This window comes from Pseudomonas sp. LAMO17WK12:I5, assembly GCF_900215165.1.
GTDB classification, from domain to species: domain Bacteria; phylum Pseudomonadota; class Gammaproteobacteria; order Pseudomonadales; family Pseudomonadaceae; genus Aquipseudomonas; species Aquipseudomonas putida_A.
Genome location: NZ_OBDS01000007.1, coordinates 204,505 through 218,556 on the forward strand (window position 1 = coordinate 204,505; position 14,052 = coordinate 218,556).

The following is a 14,052-nucleotide window of genomic DNA, read 5'->3' on the forward strand; positions in this document are numbered from 1 at the left end:
TGCCGAAGGCTGCGATCCTTTGATCTTGAGCTTCTGCCCGACGAGGTGCGCTTCTGGCACCTTGTAACCCCGTGCTCGGACCTATACTGTATATCCACACAGTAAAGAGCCCGCGCCATGCAAATCATCGACAAGCTCAGCATTCTCGCCGACGCCGCCAAGTACGACGCCTCCTGCGCCAGCAGCGGTGCGCCCAAGCGCAGCTCCGAAGGCAAGAGTGGGTTGGGCTCGACCGATGGCATGGGCATCTGCCACAGCTACACGCCGGACGGTCGTTGCGTGTCGCTGCTGAAAATCCTCCTGACCAACTTCTGTCTCTACGACTGCCAGTATTGCGTCAACCGCCGCTCCAGCGATGTGCCGCGTGCACGCTTCACCCCCGAGGAAGTGGTGACGCTGACCCTGGATTTCTACCGGCGCAACTGCGTCAGCGGGCTGTTTCTCAGCTCGGGGATCATCCGCTCGGCGGACTACACCATGGAACAACTGGTGCGCGTGGCGAAGCTGTTACGCGAAGAGCATGAGTTTCGCGGCTACATTCACCTCAAGACCATTCCCGAGGCCGATCCGGCATTGATCGAGGAGGCCGGGCGCTACGCCGATCGCCTCAGCGTCAATATCGAACTGCCCACCGACGCCAGTCTGCAAACCCTGGCGCCGGAGAAGCAGATTGGTTCGATCAAGCAGGCAATGAACACCATTTACACCGGCGTACAAACGGTGCTCAACGAACCGCGTTCGGCGAAGTTCGCCCCGGCCGGGCAAAGTACGCAAATGATCGTCGGCGCGGATGACACCGACGACAGCACGATTTTGCACAGCGCTCAGTCGCTGTATGGCAACTACCGCTTGCGGCGCGTCTACTATTCGGCCTTCAGCCCGATTCCCGACAGCCCGAAAAGCGTGCCACTGGCCGCGCCACCGCTGATGCGCGAACACCGGTTGTATCAGGCCGATTTCCTCTTGCGCAGTTACGGCTACAGCGCCGATGAGCTGCTCAAGGGCCCGGGTAATCTAGCGCTGGACATCGACCCGAAACTGGCTTGGGCGCTGCAGAATCGCGAGGTGTTTCCGCTGGACCTGAATCGCGCCGAGCCGTCGCTGATCGCACGAATCCCCGGCATCGGTCTGCGTACCACCGAACGTCTGGTGCAATTGCGCCAGCAACGGCGCATCCGCTACGAAGATGTGGCGCGCATGCGTTGTGTGCTGGCCAAGGCCAAGCCGTTCATCATCACCAGCGACTACCACCCGCAACAGGCCGAAGTCACCAGCCACATGCTCTATCAGCAACTGCGCGACCGGCCGCAGCCGCAGCAGATGGGGTTGTGGGGATGATCAATCTCGATTGCGACGACCTGTTCGACACCTGGCGCCAGCAGGCACGCTGGCTGCTCAGCCATGAAGTCGACCCGAGTCTGGTGAGCTGGGCGTCGGAAGGGGTGAGCGATCTGTTTGCCAGTGACGTCTCGGTACCGGAGGGGCAGGGGCCGTTTCAGGCACGTATCCCCCGTGCACTGCTCGATACCCTGGAGCAAGCCGCGCGCTACCGGGGCGACCAGCGCTGGAGTCTGTTGTATGAAGTGCTGTGGCGAGTCAGCCATGGCGACCGCACGGCGATGATGGCCGGCGACAAGCTTGGCAGCGAGTTGCAGCGGCGGATCAAGCAGGTGCAGCGCGAAGCCCACCATTTGCATGCGTTCGTGCGTTTCATCGAACGCCCGCAGGATCAGCCAGGCCCGCAATACGTCGCGTGGCACGAACCTGCCCACGACATCCTGCACAGTGCCAGCGAACATTTCATCGGACGCATGGGCCGGCATCGCTGGTTGATCGCCACGCCGCGTGACGGGGTTTATTACGATGGCGAACAGTTGATTCATCAGCGCCAGTGCCCGGTGGAATGGCAGCAACTGGCGCAGAACGTCGATGACCCGCATGGCGAGCTATGGCTGACCTATTACAGCCACATCTTCAATCCGGCGCGGTTGAACGAGAAGGTCATGCAAGGGCATTTGCCGGTGCGGTTCTGGAAGAATCTGCCGGAAGGGGAGTTGATTCCCGGGCTGATTACCCAGGCGCGCACGGGCAAGCAGCAGAACGGACAGGCGAGCGGTATTGCGGGGCGAGGAGGCAAGCGGGTTGTACTAAAGAGCATTGAAACTCGCTCGTCGCTAGAGGAGCGAGGTCCCGGATGAGTGTTTAGCCTCAGTCAATCTCACGATTAGCATGAACAAACTAAGAGCCTGAAAAAACTGTCAGGATCAGAGATCATTCAAGCGTGGCTCTTCTGAAGGGGTAGGCGGGAAAAGATCAGTCAGGCTATTCAACTCTTGTTGGTTTGTCATCCGTCCAATTGAGATGGTAAGAACTCTTGATATATCGTTTGTTTCTCTGCTGGCTGGCGTTCCTCTCATAAATGCCGCTGCTTGCGCTAGAGAATTGAAGGTTTTCGCCCCAATGTTCATGTTTTCGTTTTGAATTATTTTTATCAAAAATAACGACAGTGCGGTTGTCGCTGGCGGAAGGTCTTTGCGATTTATCGCGTAGTTATGTTGAGTTTTAGGCGCTCGGCTAGCGTGTTTCGTTTGGAGAATTGCAGGAGGGAGTTTGAGAAGATCTTTTTTTTGACTTACATCATACAGGCAGGTATAAGCGCCGTCGGCAAAGTAGTTGGTCTGCGCGGAGGCTTGTGCAATAGGCAAGTACGCCTTTTTGTCATAAAGTTTTTTTGCTTGAAAAGCCACAGCCTGTACGCGCTCCCTCTCTCCAGGTAGGTTGGTATGAACAATGATGCCAAAGTCACTGCCTGTTACCTTTTCTCTATTGTTTGCCGAAAGGTCGTGATAGGCGACGTTTACGGGCACCTCCTCGCCATAAAGTTCTTTTGAAAATGAAGTCAGCGAGTCAGAGCAAAAAAGTACGCTGGAGTACATTTTGCTTAGTAAATGCCCTGTTAACCTTTCCTCGTGTGAGTTTTGAGGTAAGTCACGCTCACAAAATTCCAGCTCGGCAAATGCCAATGCAGAGAATATTCCTCTGATAAAAACATTATTAGTTGCTTTGTGGCCCCATAAATAATCTTCGCTTGCCTCTCTGGATTCGCCCAGCAAGTAGCAGGCGCAGGGCGGGATTCCCGCTATTTTTTTCAATAAGCCATCTGAGAGTGGGATTTTTAGTTCATGGCTGAGCAGCTCCGCAACTTCACGAATCTGTTCGCTCTGAGGTACTGTTCCCAAACAAATTGCTTGAGGTGGCAGAAGATTTCCAAAGCCCAATGAACCCGTAACTAGACGATGAAGGCCGCGATTTACAACACTCGGTAAGATGTATCGTTCCATGATGGGGCTTCCGTGCAAGAGGACTTCACGAGTCATTACTTGATCGCGAGTAAAACGGGTGCAGAAGAAATGTGTGCCCTTTAGGGGGCACACATTTCTAGCGATTAACGCGAGAGGATCAAACCTTGACGATCCAGCCCGCTGGCGCTTCGATGTCGCCGGTCTGTACGCCAGTCAGCTCTTTGTAGAGCTTCTGGGTGACCGGGCCGACTTCGGTTTCGCTGTGGAACACGTGCAGGTGGTCGTTGTAACTGATCCCGCCGATCGGGGTGATCACCGCCGCGGTACCGCAGGCGCCGGCTTCCTTGAAGTCCGACAGTTTGTCGATCAGCACGTCGCCTTCAATCACTTCCAGACCCAGACGGGTTTTCGCCAGTTCGATCAGCGACAGACGGGTGATGCCTGGCAGCACGGACGGCGAGTTCGGGGTGATGAACTTGTTGTCGTGGGTGATACCGAAGAAGTTGGCCGAACCGACTTCCTCGATCTTCTTGTGAGTCAGCGGATCCAGGTAGATGGCGTCAGCGAAGTGCGCTTTCTTGGCCTGGGAGCCCGGCATCAGGCTGGCGGCATAGTTGCCACCGACCTTGGCCGCACCAGTGCCTTGTGGGGCGGCGCGGTCGAAGCTGGAGATCTGGAAGTTGTGCGGAGTCAGGCCGCCCTTGAAGTAGGCGCCGACCGGGATCGCGAATACCGAGAAGATGAACTCCGGCGCGGTACGCACGCCGATGTTGTCACCCACGCCGATCACGAACGGACGCAGGTACAGCGCGCCGCCGGTGCCGTATGGCGGGATGAAGCGCTCGTTGGCGCGAACCACTTCCTTGCACGCTTCGATGAACTGCTCGGTCGACACGTGCGGCATCAGCAGGCGAGCGCAGCTGCGTTGCATGCGCGCGGCGTTCTGGTCAGGACGGAACAGGTTGATCGAGCCGTCCTTGCAACGATAAGCCTTCAGGCCTTCGAAGCACTGCTGGCCATAGTGAAGGGCAGTCGAGCCTTCGCTGATGTGCAGCACGTTGTCTTCGGTCAGGGTGCCTTTGTCCCACTCGCCATTGCGAAAGTACGACAGATAGCGTTTGTCGGTCTTGATGTAGTCAAAACCCAGCTTGTCCCAATTGATGCTCTCGTTACCCATGACACCCTCTATCACTGAACAACCGTCGAAACGGTTCAAGGCTTCTGACGTTTTTTTGGATGGGCACAACAATACTTCATTCTTGAGCGGTTTCGCAGCCCGGACTATCGGATGACAGACAGATAATTCCGGTTGCGCCTGAGAATTCGCGAGCAGGCTCGCTCCCACATTTGAAATGCATTCCCATTGTGGGAGCGAGCCTGCTCGCGAAGGGGCCATTACAGCCACCCACCATCACAGGTGCAACGCATGCCCCAAAGCACGCAACGCCGCTTCCTGCACCGCTTCACCCAGGGTCGGATGCGCATGAATGGTGCCGCCGATGTCTTCGAGGCGCGCACCCATTTCCAGGCTTTGCGCGAACGCGGTCGACAACTCCGACACGCCAACCCCGACCGCCTGCCAGCCGACAATCACATGATTGTCGCGCCGCGCGACCACCCGCACGAAGCCGCTTTTTGATTCCAGGGTCATCGCCCGGCCATTGGCAGCGAACGGGAAGCTGGAAACGATGCAGTCCAGCCCGGCAGCCTTGGCTTCGTCCGGGGTCTGGCCGACCACCACCAGTTCCGGGTCGGTAAAGCACACGGCGGCGATGGCGGTCGGGTTGAATTCGCGGGATTTGCCGCTGATCAGCTCGGCAACCATTTCGCCCTGAGCCATGGCGCGATGGGCGAGCATCGGCTCGCCGCTGAGGTCGCCGATGGCGTAGACGTTGCGCATGCTGGTCTGGCAGCGGCTGTCGATCTTGATCGCCGAGCCGTTCATGTCCAGGTTCAGCGCTTCAAGGTTCCAGCCCTGCGTATTCGGCTTGCGCCCGACTGCCACCAGCACCTGATCGGTTTCCAGATTGAGGGTGTCGCCGTTCGGCTCACGCACCTGCAAGGTGCCGTCGAAACCCAGCACGCTGTGCTTGAGATAGAGCTTCACGCCCAGTTGCTTCAGTGCTTCGTGGACCGGTTGGGTCAGCTCGGCATCGTAGGCCGGCAGGATACGATCCTGCGCCTCGACCACGCTGACCTCGGCGCCGAGCTTGCGGTAAGCAATGCCCAGCTCCAGACCGATGTAACCGCCGCCCACCACCACCAGACGTTTGGGCACGGACTTCGGCGACAGCGCTTCGGTGGAGGAGATGATCGGCCCGCCGATTGGCAGGATCGGCAGGTTGACGCTGGTCGAACCGGTGGCCAGCACCAGATGCTCGCACTGAATCCGCGTATCGCCGACTTCCACGGTTTTGCCGTCGATGACTTTGGCCCAGCCATTGATGACCTGGACCTTGTTCTTTTTCAGCAGTGCGGCGACGCCGGTGGTCAGGCGATCGACGATGCCGTCCTTCCACTCGACGCTTTTGCCGATGTCGAGACTCGGCGCCGAAACGCTGATACCCAGCGCAGAATGCTGACTGTGATGTTGTGTCTGGTGAAACTGCTCGGCCACGTGAATCAACGCTTTGGACGGAATGCAGCCGATGTTCAGGCAAGTGCCACCCAGCGATTGGCCTTCGACCAGAATCGTCGAAATGCCCAGTTGTCCGGCGCGAATCGCCGTGACGTAACCGCCGGGGCCGCCGCCGATGATCAGCAGCGTGGTGTTCAAGGTTTGCATGGCGTCACTCCACAAACAGGGTTGCGGGTTGTTCGATCAAGCCACGAATGGCCTGGATGAAGAGCGCCGCGTCCATGCCGTCGACCACGCGGTGATCGAAGGAGCTGGAGAGGTTCATCATCTTGCGGATCACCACCTGGCCCTTGATGACCATCGGCCGTTCGACGATTTTGTTCACGCCGACGATAGCCACTTCCGGCAGGTTCAGCACCGGGGTGCTGACGATGCCGCCCAGCGCACCGAGGCTGGTCAGGGTGATGGTCGAGCCGGACAATTCATCGCGGCTGGCCTTGCCATTGCGCGCGGCGTTGGCCAGACGCGAGATCTCGGCGGCGCTGTCCCACAGGCTGCGCGCTTCGGCGTGACGCACCACCGGCACCATCAGGCCGACATCGCTTTGCGTGGCGACACCGACATGCACTGCGCCGAGGCGGGTGATGACCTGGGCTTCGTCGTCGTAACGGGCGTTCATCTGCGGGAAGTCACGCAGGGCGACGACCAGTGCGCGGACGAGGAACGGCAGCAAGGTCAACTTGCCACGGCTGGCGCCGTGTTTTTCATTCAGATGCGCGCGCAGTTCTTCAATCGCGGTAACGTCGATTTCCTCGACGTAGCTGAAGTGTGCGGCACGCTGGGTGGCGTCCTGCATGCGCTGGGCAATCTTGCGGCGCATGCCGATAACCTGAATATGTTCTTCATCGTGACGCTGGGCGTACGCGGCAGCTGCCGGCGCCGAAGCGTTCGACTGACCTTGCGCCAGATAGGCTTCGAGGTCTTCGTGCAGCACACGACCGGCCGGGCCGGAACCGCGCACCAGACGCAATTGAATGCCCAGATCCAGCGCATGTTTGCGCACGGCCGGCGAGGCCAGCGGACGTTCATCGGCCTCGCGGGCAACCATCGGGCCCTGGCAAACCGGTGCCGGGCGCGGCCCAGCAGCAGCGGCAGGTTTGCTCTCGGCAACTGTTTCAACTTTCGGAGCAGCAGGCGGCTCTTGCGCAGCAACCGGTGCTGGCGCGGCGGACTCTTTCAGATTCCCGGCGCCTTCAACTTCAATGCTGATCAGCACACTGCCGACCGCCATCACTTCACCCGGCTGACCGCCGAGCGCAATCACCTTGCCGTGGACCGGCGATGGAATATCGACCATTGCCTTGTCGGTCATCACGTCCGCCAGCACCTGGTCTTCAACCACCAGGTCGCCGACCTTGACGTGCCACTGCGACAGTTCGACTTCTGCGATGCCTTCGCCGATGTCCGGCATCTTGATAACGTGCGTGCCCATTCAGACCTCCATGACCCGTTTCAACGCCGCGCCCACTCGGGACGGCCCTGGGAAATACGCCCACTCTTGCGCGTGCGGGTAGGGGGTGTCCCAACCGGTAACGCGTTCGATCGGCGCTTCCAGGTGATGGAAGCAGTGCTCTTGCACCAGCGACACCAGCTCGGCGCCGAAACCGCAGGTACGGGTGGCTTCGTGCACCACCACGCAGCGGCCGGTTTTCTTCACCGACTTGACGATGGTCTCCAGATCCAGCGGCCACAGGCTACGCAGGTCGATGACTTCGGCGTCAACGCCACTTTCTTCAGCGGCAACTTGCGACACGTACACGGTGGTGCCGTAGGTCAATACGGTCACGTCCTTGCCCGGACGAGTGATCGCGGCGACATCCAGCGGCACGGTGTAGTAACCGTCCGGCACCTGGGCTTGCGGGTGTTTCGACCACGGGGTTACCGGACGGTCGTGGTGGCCGTCGAACGGGCCGTTGTACAGGCGTTTCGGCTCAAGGAAGATCACCGGGTCATCGTTTTCGATGGAGGCGATCAGCAGGCCTTTGGCATCGTACGGGTTGGACGGCATGACCGTGCGCAAGCCGCACACCTGGGTGAACATCGCCTCGATGCTCTGGCTGTGGGTCTGACCGCCGTAGATGCCGCCGCCGCATGGCATGCGCAGGGTCATCGGCGCGGTGAACTCGCCGGCCGAGCGATAACGCAGGCGCGCCGCTTCGGAAATGATCTGGTCGGAAGCCGGGTAGACGTAGTCGGCGAACTGAATCTCGGCCACCGGACGCAAACCGTAGGCGCCCATGCCCACAGCTACGCCGACGATGCCGCTTTCGGAGATTGGTGCGTCGAATACGCGCGAGGTGCCGTACTTGGTCTGCAGGCCTTCGGTGCAACGGAACACGCCGCCGAAGTAGCCGACGTCCTGACCGAACACCACCACATTGTCGTCACGCTCAAGCATCACATCCATGGCCGAGCGCAGGGCCTGGATCATGGTCATGGTGGTCGTGGTCATGGCGGTTTCCAACTGAATATTGTTGTTGTGATCGTTCATGTCAGATCCCCAACTGCTGACGCTGGCGCTTCAAGTGCTCCGGCATCTCTTTGTAGACGTCTTCGAACATGGTTGCGGCGCTTGGAATCTGCCCGCCGGCGAGGGTGCCGTACTGTTCGGCCTGTTTCTGCGCGGTAATCACTTCGGCTTCGAGCTCAGCGCTGACGGCGGCGTGCTCTTCTTCCGACCAGTGGCCGACCTTGATCAGGTGCTGCTTCAGGCGGGCAATCGGGTCGCCCAGCGGGAAGTGGCTCCAGTCATCGGCAGGACGGTATTTCGACGGATCGTCGGAGGTCGAGTGCGGGCCGGCGCGGTAGGTGACCCATTCGATCATGGTCGGGCCGAGGTTGCGCCGGGCGCGTTCGGCAGCCCAGGCGGAAGCGGCGTAGACCGCGTAGAAATCGTTGCCATCGACCCGCAGCGAGGCGATACCGCAACCGACGCCGCGTCCGGCGAAAGTGGTGGCTTCACCGCCGGCGATGGCCTGGAAGGTCGAGATCGCCCACTGGTTGTTGACCACGTTGAGGATCACCGGCGCGCGGTAAACGTGAGCGAAGGTGAGGGCGGTGTGGAAGTCCGATTCGGCGGTGGCGCCGTCACCGATCCACGCCGAGGCGATTTTCGTGTCGCCCTTGATCGCCGAGGCCATGCCCCAGCCGACGGCTTGAATGAACTGGGTGGCGAGGTTGCCGGAGATGGTGAAGAAACCGGCGTCCTTGACCGAGTACATGATCGGCAACTGCCGGCCCTTGAGTGGATCGCGCTCGTTGGACAGCAGTTGGCAGATCAGGTCGACCAGCGGCACTTCGCGGGCCATCAGGATGCTTTGCTGGCGGTAGGTCGGAAAGCACATGTCGTCGATGTTCAAGGCCAGGGCTTGGGCGCTGCCGATGGCTTCTTCGCCAAGGCTCTGCATGTAGAACGACATTTTTTTCTGGCGCTGGGCGACCACCATGCGGTTGTCGTAGATCCGCGTCTTGAGCATGGCGCGCATGCCCTTGCGCAGGATCTCGACCGGCACGTTTTCGGCCCAGGGGCCGAGGGCGTTGCCCTGATCATCGAGCACCCGAATCAGCCCACGCGCCAGGTCGGCGGTGTCGGCGGGCTCGACGTCAATGGAAGGTTTACGCACCGTGCCGGCATCGGTCAGATGCAAATAGGAGAAGTCGGTTTTGCAGCCTGGGCGGCCCGAGGGTTCAGGGACGTGCAGACGCAGCGGTTCATACGCTTGGGTCATGGCTTCTACGCTCGATCTTGTGAATTTCTTGTAGTGAGCTGGCAATCATTCTTGGGTGAAAGAAATCTTGTCCTACAACAATCATAGGCCCGGCCAAGAAGAATATTTCTCTCTGTTTCGTTGCGCTGGAGACGATTTGCAGATAGAAATTCTGCATAAACATAAAAAACAGGTGGTTTTGTCTCATGCGCAAACTGGACCGTACCGACATCGGCATTCTCAACAGCCTTCAGGAGAACGCGCGCATCACCAACGCCGACCTCGCGCGCTCGGTGAATCTGTCGCCGACGCCGTGTTTCAACCGGGTCAAGGCGATGGAAGAACTAGGGCTGATTCGCGAGCAGGTGACGCTGCTGGATGCCGATCTGCTGGGCCTGCATGTGAATGTGTTCATTCATGTCAGCCTGGAGAAGCAGGTCGAGGAGGCGTTGCAGCATTTCGAAGAGGCGATCTCCGACCGCCCCGAGGTGATGGAGTGCTACCTGATGGCCGGCGACCCGGACTATCTGATCCGGGTGCTGGTGCCGACGATTCAGGCGCTGGAGCGGTTCATGATGGACTTTCTGACCAAGGTGCCGGGGGTGGCGAATATCCGCTCGAGTTTTGCCTTGAAGCAGGTGCGCTACAAGACGGCGTTGCCGTTGCCGGCGAATGGGTTGACCCTCGGGTCCTGAAGATCAAAAGATCGCAGCCTTCGGCAGCTCCTACACAGAGCACGCATTAACCGTGTTTCTGTAGGAGCTGCCGAAGGCTGCGATCTTTTGCTTTTAGAGCTTGTTGATCGGCACTTTCAAATAAACCACACCATTGTCCTCGGCCGGCGGCATGTTCCCCGCCCGCACATTCACCTGAATCGCCGGCAGCAACAGCGTTGGCATGCCCAACCCGGCGTCACGTTTGGTGCGCATCTCGACAAACGTCGCCTCATCGATCCCGTCATGCACATGAATATTGCTCAGACGCTGCTCACCGACGGTGGTCTGGCATTGCGCCGCGCGGCCTTCGGGCGGGTAGTCGTGGCAGACGTAGAGTTTGACGCTGGCCGGGAAGGCCAGCAGTTTGTGGATCGAGTTGAACAGTTGATGGGCGTTGCCGCCGGGGAAGTCGCAGCGGGCGGTGCCGACATCGGGCATGAACAGCGTGTCGCCGACCAGGATCTGTTCGCCGTCGATCAGGTAAGCCATGTCTGCCGGAGTGTGGCCGGGGACGTGCAGGGCGGTGGCCTTGAGGTTACCGATCTTGAACGATTCGTTCGGCGCGAACAGGTGATCGAACTGCGAGCCGTCAACGCAGAATTCCGGTTCCAGGTTGAAAAGCGCCTTGAACACGTTCTGCACCTTGCTGATGGACTGGCCGATCGCAATTTTGCCGCCCAGCTCGCGGCGCAGGTACGGCGCGGCGGACAGGTGGTCGGCGTGGGCGTGGGTTTCCAGCAGCCATTGCACCTGCAAGTGGTGTTCTCGGACGAAGGCGATGATTTTGTCGGCCTGCGCGGTGCAGGTGCGACCGGCAGCGCCGTCGTAATCGAGTACCGGATCGACGATTGCACACTGCCCGCCATCGGCTTCATAGACCACGTAGCTGTAGGTCGAGGAGGCGGGGTCGAGGAAAGCTTCAATCTGCGCGGGCATGGTCACCAACCTGAACCAGGGAAATGGGTTGCAACACTTTATCTAAAAACATAATGTTCGCAGCTTAAGTGACGTTGAAGGCATCGTGCAAATGCAATCCAGTCTGACCGAATGTGAAGTCGCCCAGTTGCGGGCGTCCGCCTCCAAGGCCTGCGCGCTGCTCAAGGCGCTGGCCAATGAGGATCGCCTGTTGATCCTGTGCCAGCTGACCCAGGGCGAGCGCAATGTCGGCGAACTGGAAAAAATGACCGGCGTGCGCCAGCCGACCCTGTCCCAGCAGCTGGGCATCCTGCGCGATGAAGGCCTGGTGGCGACTCGTCGTGAAGGCAAATACATCTTTTACGGTCTGGCCAGTCCTGAAGTGATTCAGGTGATGAAGACCCTGTCCGGGTTGTATTGCGGAGCGGTGCTGAAAAGCCTGGGCCATCAATAAATGTCAGCCACCACACAATCTCTGTAGGAGTGAGCCTGCTCGCGATAGCGGTGTATCAGCCAACATCTTCATAGACTGACATACCGCTATCGCGAGCAGGCTCACTCCTACAATGGATTTGTGCGATGGCCGGAAATCCTTGCATGCAGCAATAAGGAACAAGCAATGAACGATCAACACTGGGGCCCATCCATCAGTGCCGATATCGTGGTCATCGGCGGCGGCACCGCCGGCATCGGCTTCGCCGCCAGTCTGCTCAAGCGTGATCCCACTCTGAACATCACCGTGATCGAGCCAAGCGCCCAGCATTACTACCAACCGGCGTGGACGCTGGTCGGCGGTGGCGCCTACGACGTCAAGGACACCGTGCGGCCGATGAGCAAAGTGATGCCGCGTCAGGCCACCTGGATTCAGGCGGCGGTGACCGGTATCGATCCCGATCTGCGCCAGTTGACCCTCAACGATCAGCGCACCGTCACTTACCAGAACCTGATCGTCTGCCCCGGCCTACGTCTGGCCTGGGAGAAGATCGAAGGCCTGCAGAAAAGCCTCGGTCAGCACGGCGTAACCTCCAACTACAGCTATCAGCACTCGCAGTACACCTGGGATCAGGTGCAGAAACTGCGCGGCGGCAAGGCGTTGTTCACCCAGCCGGCGATGCCGATCAAATGCGCCGGCGCGCCGCAGAAGGCGTTGTACCTGTCGTGCGATCACTGGCGCAAAACCGCTGTGCTGAACAACATCAATGTCGAATTCAACCTGGCCGGCGCCGCGTTGTTCGGTGTCGCGACCTTCGTCCCGCCACTGATGAAGTACATCGAAAAGTACAACGCGCAACTGGCCTTCAACTCCAACCTGGTCAAGGTCGACGGCCCGGCGAAAACCGCGTGGTTCGAGATCAAGGACGCCGACGGCAACCTCACCACACAGGCGAAAACCTTCGATCTGCTGCACGTAGTCCCGCCGCAAGTCTCGCCGGATTTCATTGCGCAAAGTGCGCTGGCCGACGCTGCCGGCTGGTGCGAAGTCAATCCGCATAGCCTGCAACATCCGCGTTACCCCGAGGTGTTCGGCCTCGGTGATATCTGCGGCACCAGCAATGCGAAAACCGCTGCGGCGGTGCGCAAGCAGGTCGTGGTGGTCGCGGAAAACCTGCTGGCCCTGCGCAAACAACAACCGCTGCCACTGAAGTACGACGGTTACGGTTCGTGCCCGCTGACAGTGGAGAGGGGCAAGGTGATCCTCGCCGAGTTCGGTTACGGCGGGAAGTTGCTGCCGACCTTCGCCCTTCACGCGACCGTGCCGCGCCGCTCGGCCTGGTTTCTCAAGGCGACGCTGCTGCCGTGGTTCTACTGGAACGGCATGCTCAAGGGCCGCGAGTGGCTGACCGGTTTGTCCAAAGTCGACTGAGAACTCCCTATGTTGCTGGCAAGTCTGTTTGGCGTGTTGATGGGGCTGATTCTCGGGCTGACCGGGGCGGGCGGCGGGATTCTCGCGGTGCCGGCGCTGGTGCTTGGTTTGGGTTGGAGCATGACCCAGGCCGCGCCCGTGGCGTTGTTCGCCGTCGGTAGTGCGGCGGCAGTCGGGGCGATCGACGGTTTGCGTCATGGCCTGGTGCGCTATCGCGCGGCGTTGCTGATTGCCGCGCTCGGTGCGCTGTTTTCGCCGCTGGGCATTTATTTCGCGCACCAGTTGCCGGAGAAGATCCTGATGATCCTCTTCAGTCTGCTGATGGTCATGGTGGCCTGGCGCATGCTGCGCCGCGAGCGTGCGCAAGAGGGGCCGAGCGACCACGGCCACGCGAGCTGGGGGCAGAAAAACTGCATGCTCAATGAGCAGACCGGGCGTTTCGACTGGACCGCCAAATGCACCGCGACCCTCGCTGCTTTGGGTGCTGTGACCGGTGTGGTTTCGGGCTTGCTCGGCGTTGGCGGTGGTTTCCTGATCGTGCCGGCGTTCAAGCAACTGACCGATGTGCAAATGCGCGGGATTGTCGCCACGTCGCTGATGGTGATCAGCCTGATTTCGGCGATTGGTGTGATCGGCTCGTTTCACGCGGGTGTGCGGATTGATGCTCAGGGCGCGGCGTTTATCGTGGCCAGCATCGTCGGCATGATCATCGGGCGCAAGCTTTGTGCGCGGGTGCCAGCGCGGACGTTGCAGGTAGGGTTTGCCAGCGTGTGTCTGCTGGTGGCGGGGTATATGTTGTTGCGTGCCTGAATGTTGGCAGATCAAAAGATCGCAGCCTTCGGCAGCTCCTACAGGAATCGCATTCCCATGCAGGAGCTGTTGAGTGAAACGAGGCTGCGATCTTTCAGGC

Annotated in this window: 13 protein-coding genes; 6 read left to right on the top strand and 7 right to left on the bottom strand. The window is 59.8% G+C overall.

Going from position 1 to position 14,052, the window contains the following annotated elements; all coding sequences use genetic code 11:
* Positions 1-117: 117 nt before the first annotated feature.
* Complete coding sequence (locus tag CRO59_RS14225) at positions 118-1,338, top strand: putative DNA modification/repair radical SAM protein (protein ID WP_027613224.1); 1,221 nt, start codon at positions 118-120, stop codon at positions 1,336-1,338.
* Positions 1,335-2,198, top strand: a complete 864-nt coding sequence (locus CRO59_RS14230; protein ID WP_096795900.1) for a TIGR03915 family putative DNA repair protein — start codon at positions 1,335-1,337, stop codon at positions 2,196-2,198. Before CRO59_RS14225 ends, CRO59_RS14230 begins: the two co-directional genes overlap by 4 nt.
* A gap of 66 nt (positions 2,199-2,264) precedes the next feature.
* Here CRO59_RS14230 and CRO59_RS28545 read toward each other — a convergent pair whose 3' ends face one another.
* From CRO59_RS28545 to CRO59_RS14260, 6 genes are all read right to left on the bottom strand, one after another.
* Positions 2,265-3,341 (bottom strand): hypothetical protein, encoded by a 1,077-nt coding sequence (locus CRO59_RS28545; RefSeq protein WP_143503082.1) that lies wholly within the window; start codon positions 3,339-3,341, stop codon positions 2,265-2,267.
* A gap of 118 nt (positions 3,342-3,459) precedes the next feature.
* Positions 3,460-4,479: a branched-chain amino acid aminotransferase gene (locus tag CRO59_RS14240; protein ID WP_027613221.1), complete on the bottom strand. Its 1,020-nt coding sequence runs from the start codon at positions 4,477-4,479 to the stop codon at positions 3,460-3,462.
* A gap of 234 nt (positions 4,480-4,713) precedes the next feature.
* Positions 4,714-6,087 carry a dihydrolipoyl dehydrogenase gene (gene lpdA / locus CRO59_RS14245; RefSeq protein WP_097088020.1) on the bottom strand — a complete coding sequence of 458 codons (1,374 nt, stop codon included), beginning with the start codon at positions 6,085-6,087 and terminating at the stop codon, positions 4,714-4,716.
* Positions 6,088-6,091: 4 nt separating this feature from the next.
* The gene (locus tag CRO59_RS14250; RefSeq protein ID WP_097088018.1) at positions 6,092-7,372 is read right to left on the bottom strand and encodes a dihydrolipoamide acetyltransferase family protein; all 1,281 of its coding nucleotides are present in this window, start codon (positions 7,370-7,372) and stop codon (positions 6,092-6,094) included.
* On the bottom strand, positions 7,373-8,431 hold the full coding sequence (locus CRO59_RS14255; RefSeq protein ID WP_003224000.1) for an alpha-ketoacid dehydrogenase subunit beta: 1,059 nt from the start codon (positions 8,429-8,431) through the stop codon (positions 7,373-7,375).
* A gap of 1 nt (position 8,432) precedes the next feature.
* Positions 8,433-9,668: a 3-methyl-2-oxobutanoate dehydrogenase (2-methylpropanoyl-transferring) subunit alpha gene (locus CRO59_RS14260; protein ID WP_097088017.1), complete on the bottom strand. Its 1,236-nt coding sequence runs from the start codon at positions 9,666-9,668 to the stop codon at positions 8,433-8,435.
* Positions 9,669-9,853: 185 nt separating this feature from the next.
* Here CRO59_RS14260 and bkdR point away from each other — a divergent pair, with 185 nt between their 5' ends.
* The gene (gene bkdR / locus CRO59_RS14270; RefSeq protein WP_027613216.1) at positions 9,854-10,342 is read left to right on the top strand and encodes a Bkd operon transcriptional regulator BkdR; all 489 of its coding nucleotides are present in this window, start codon (positions 9,854-9,856) and stop codon (positions 10,340-10,342) included.
* A gap of 93 nt (positions 10,343-10,435) precedes the next feature.
* On the opposite strand, the gene CRO59_RS14275 is transcribed toward bkdR, so the two are convergent.
* Positions 10,436-11,299 (bottom strand): MBL fold metallo-hydrolase, encoded by an 864-nt coding sequence (locus CRO59_RS14275; protein ID WP_097088015.1) that lies wholly within the window; start codon positions 11,297-11,299, stop codon positions 10,436-10,438.
* Positions 11,300-11,390: 91 nt separating this feature from the next.
* Between CRO59_RS14275 and CRO59_RS14280 the strand changes: the two genes are divergently transcribed.
* The 3 genes from CRO59_RS14280 (at position 11,391) to CRO59_RS14290 (ending at position 13,952) form a co-directional block, all read left to right on the top strand.
* Entirely contained in the window at positions 11,391-11,732 is a 342-nt protein-coding gene (locus CRO59_RS14280; protein WP_007965280.1) for a helix-turn-helix transcriptional regulator, read from the top strand.
* Between the two features lie 165 nt (positions 11,733-11,897).
* Entirely contained in the window at positions 11,898-13,142 is a 1,245-nt protein-coding gene (locus CRO59_RS14285) for an FAD/NAD(P)-binding oxidoreductase (protein ID WP_097088013.1), read from the top strand.
* Positions 13,143-13,151: 9 nt separating this feature from the next.
* Positions 13,152-13,952 (top strand): sulfite exporter TauE/SafE family protein, encoded by an 801-nt coding sequence (locus CRO59_RS14290; protein WP_097088012.1) that lies wholly within the window; start codon positions 13,152-13,154, stop codon positions 13,950-13,952.
* Positions 13,953-14,052 lie beyond the last annotated feature (100 nt).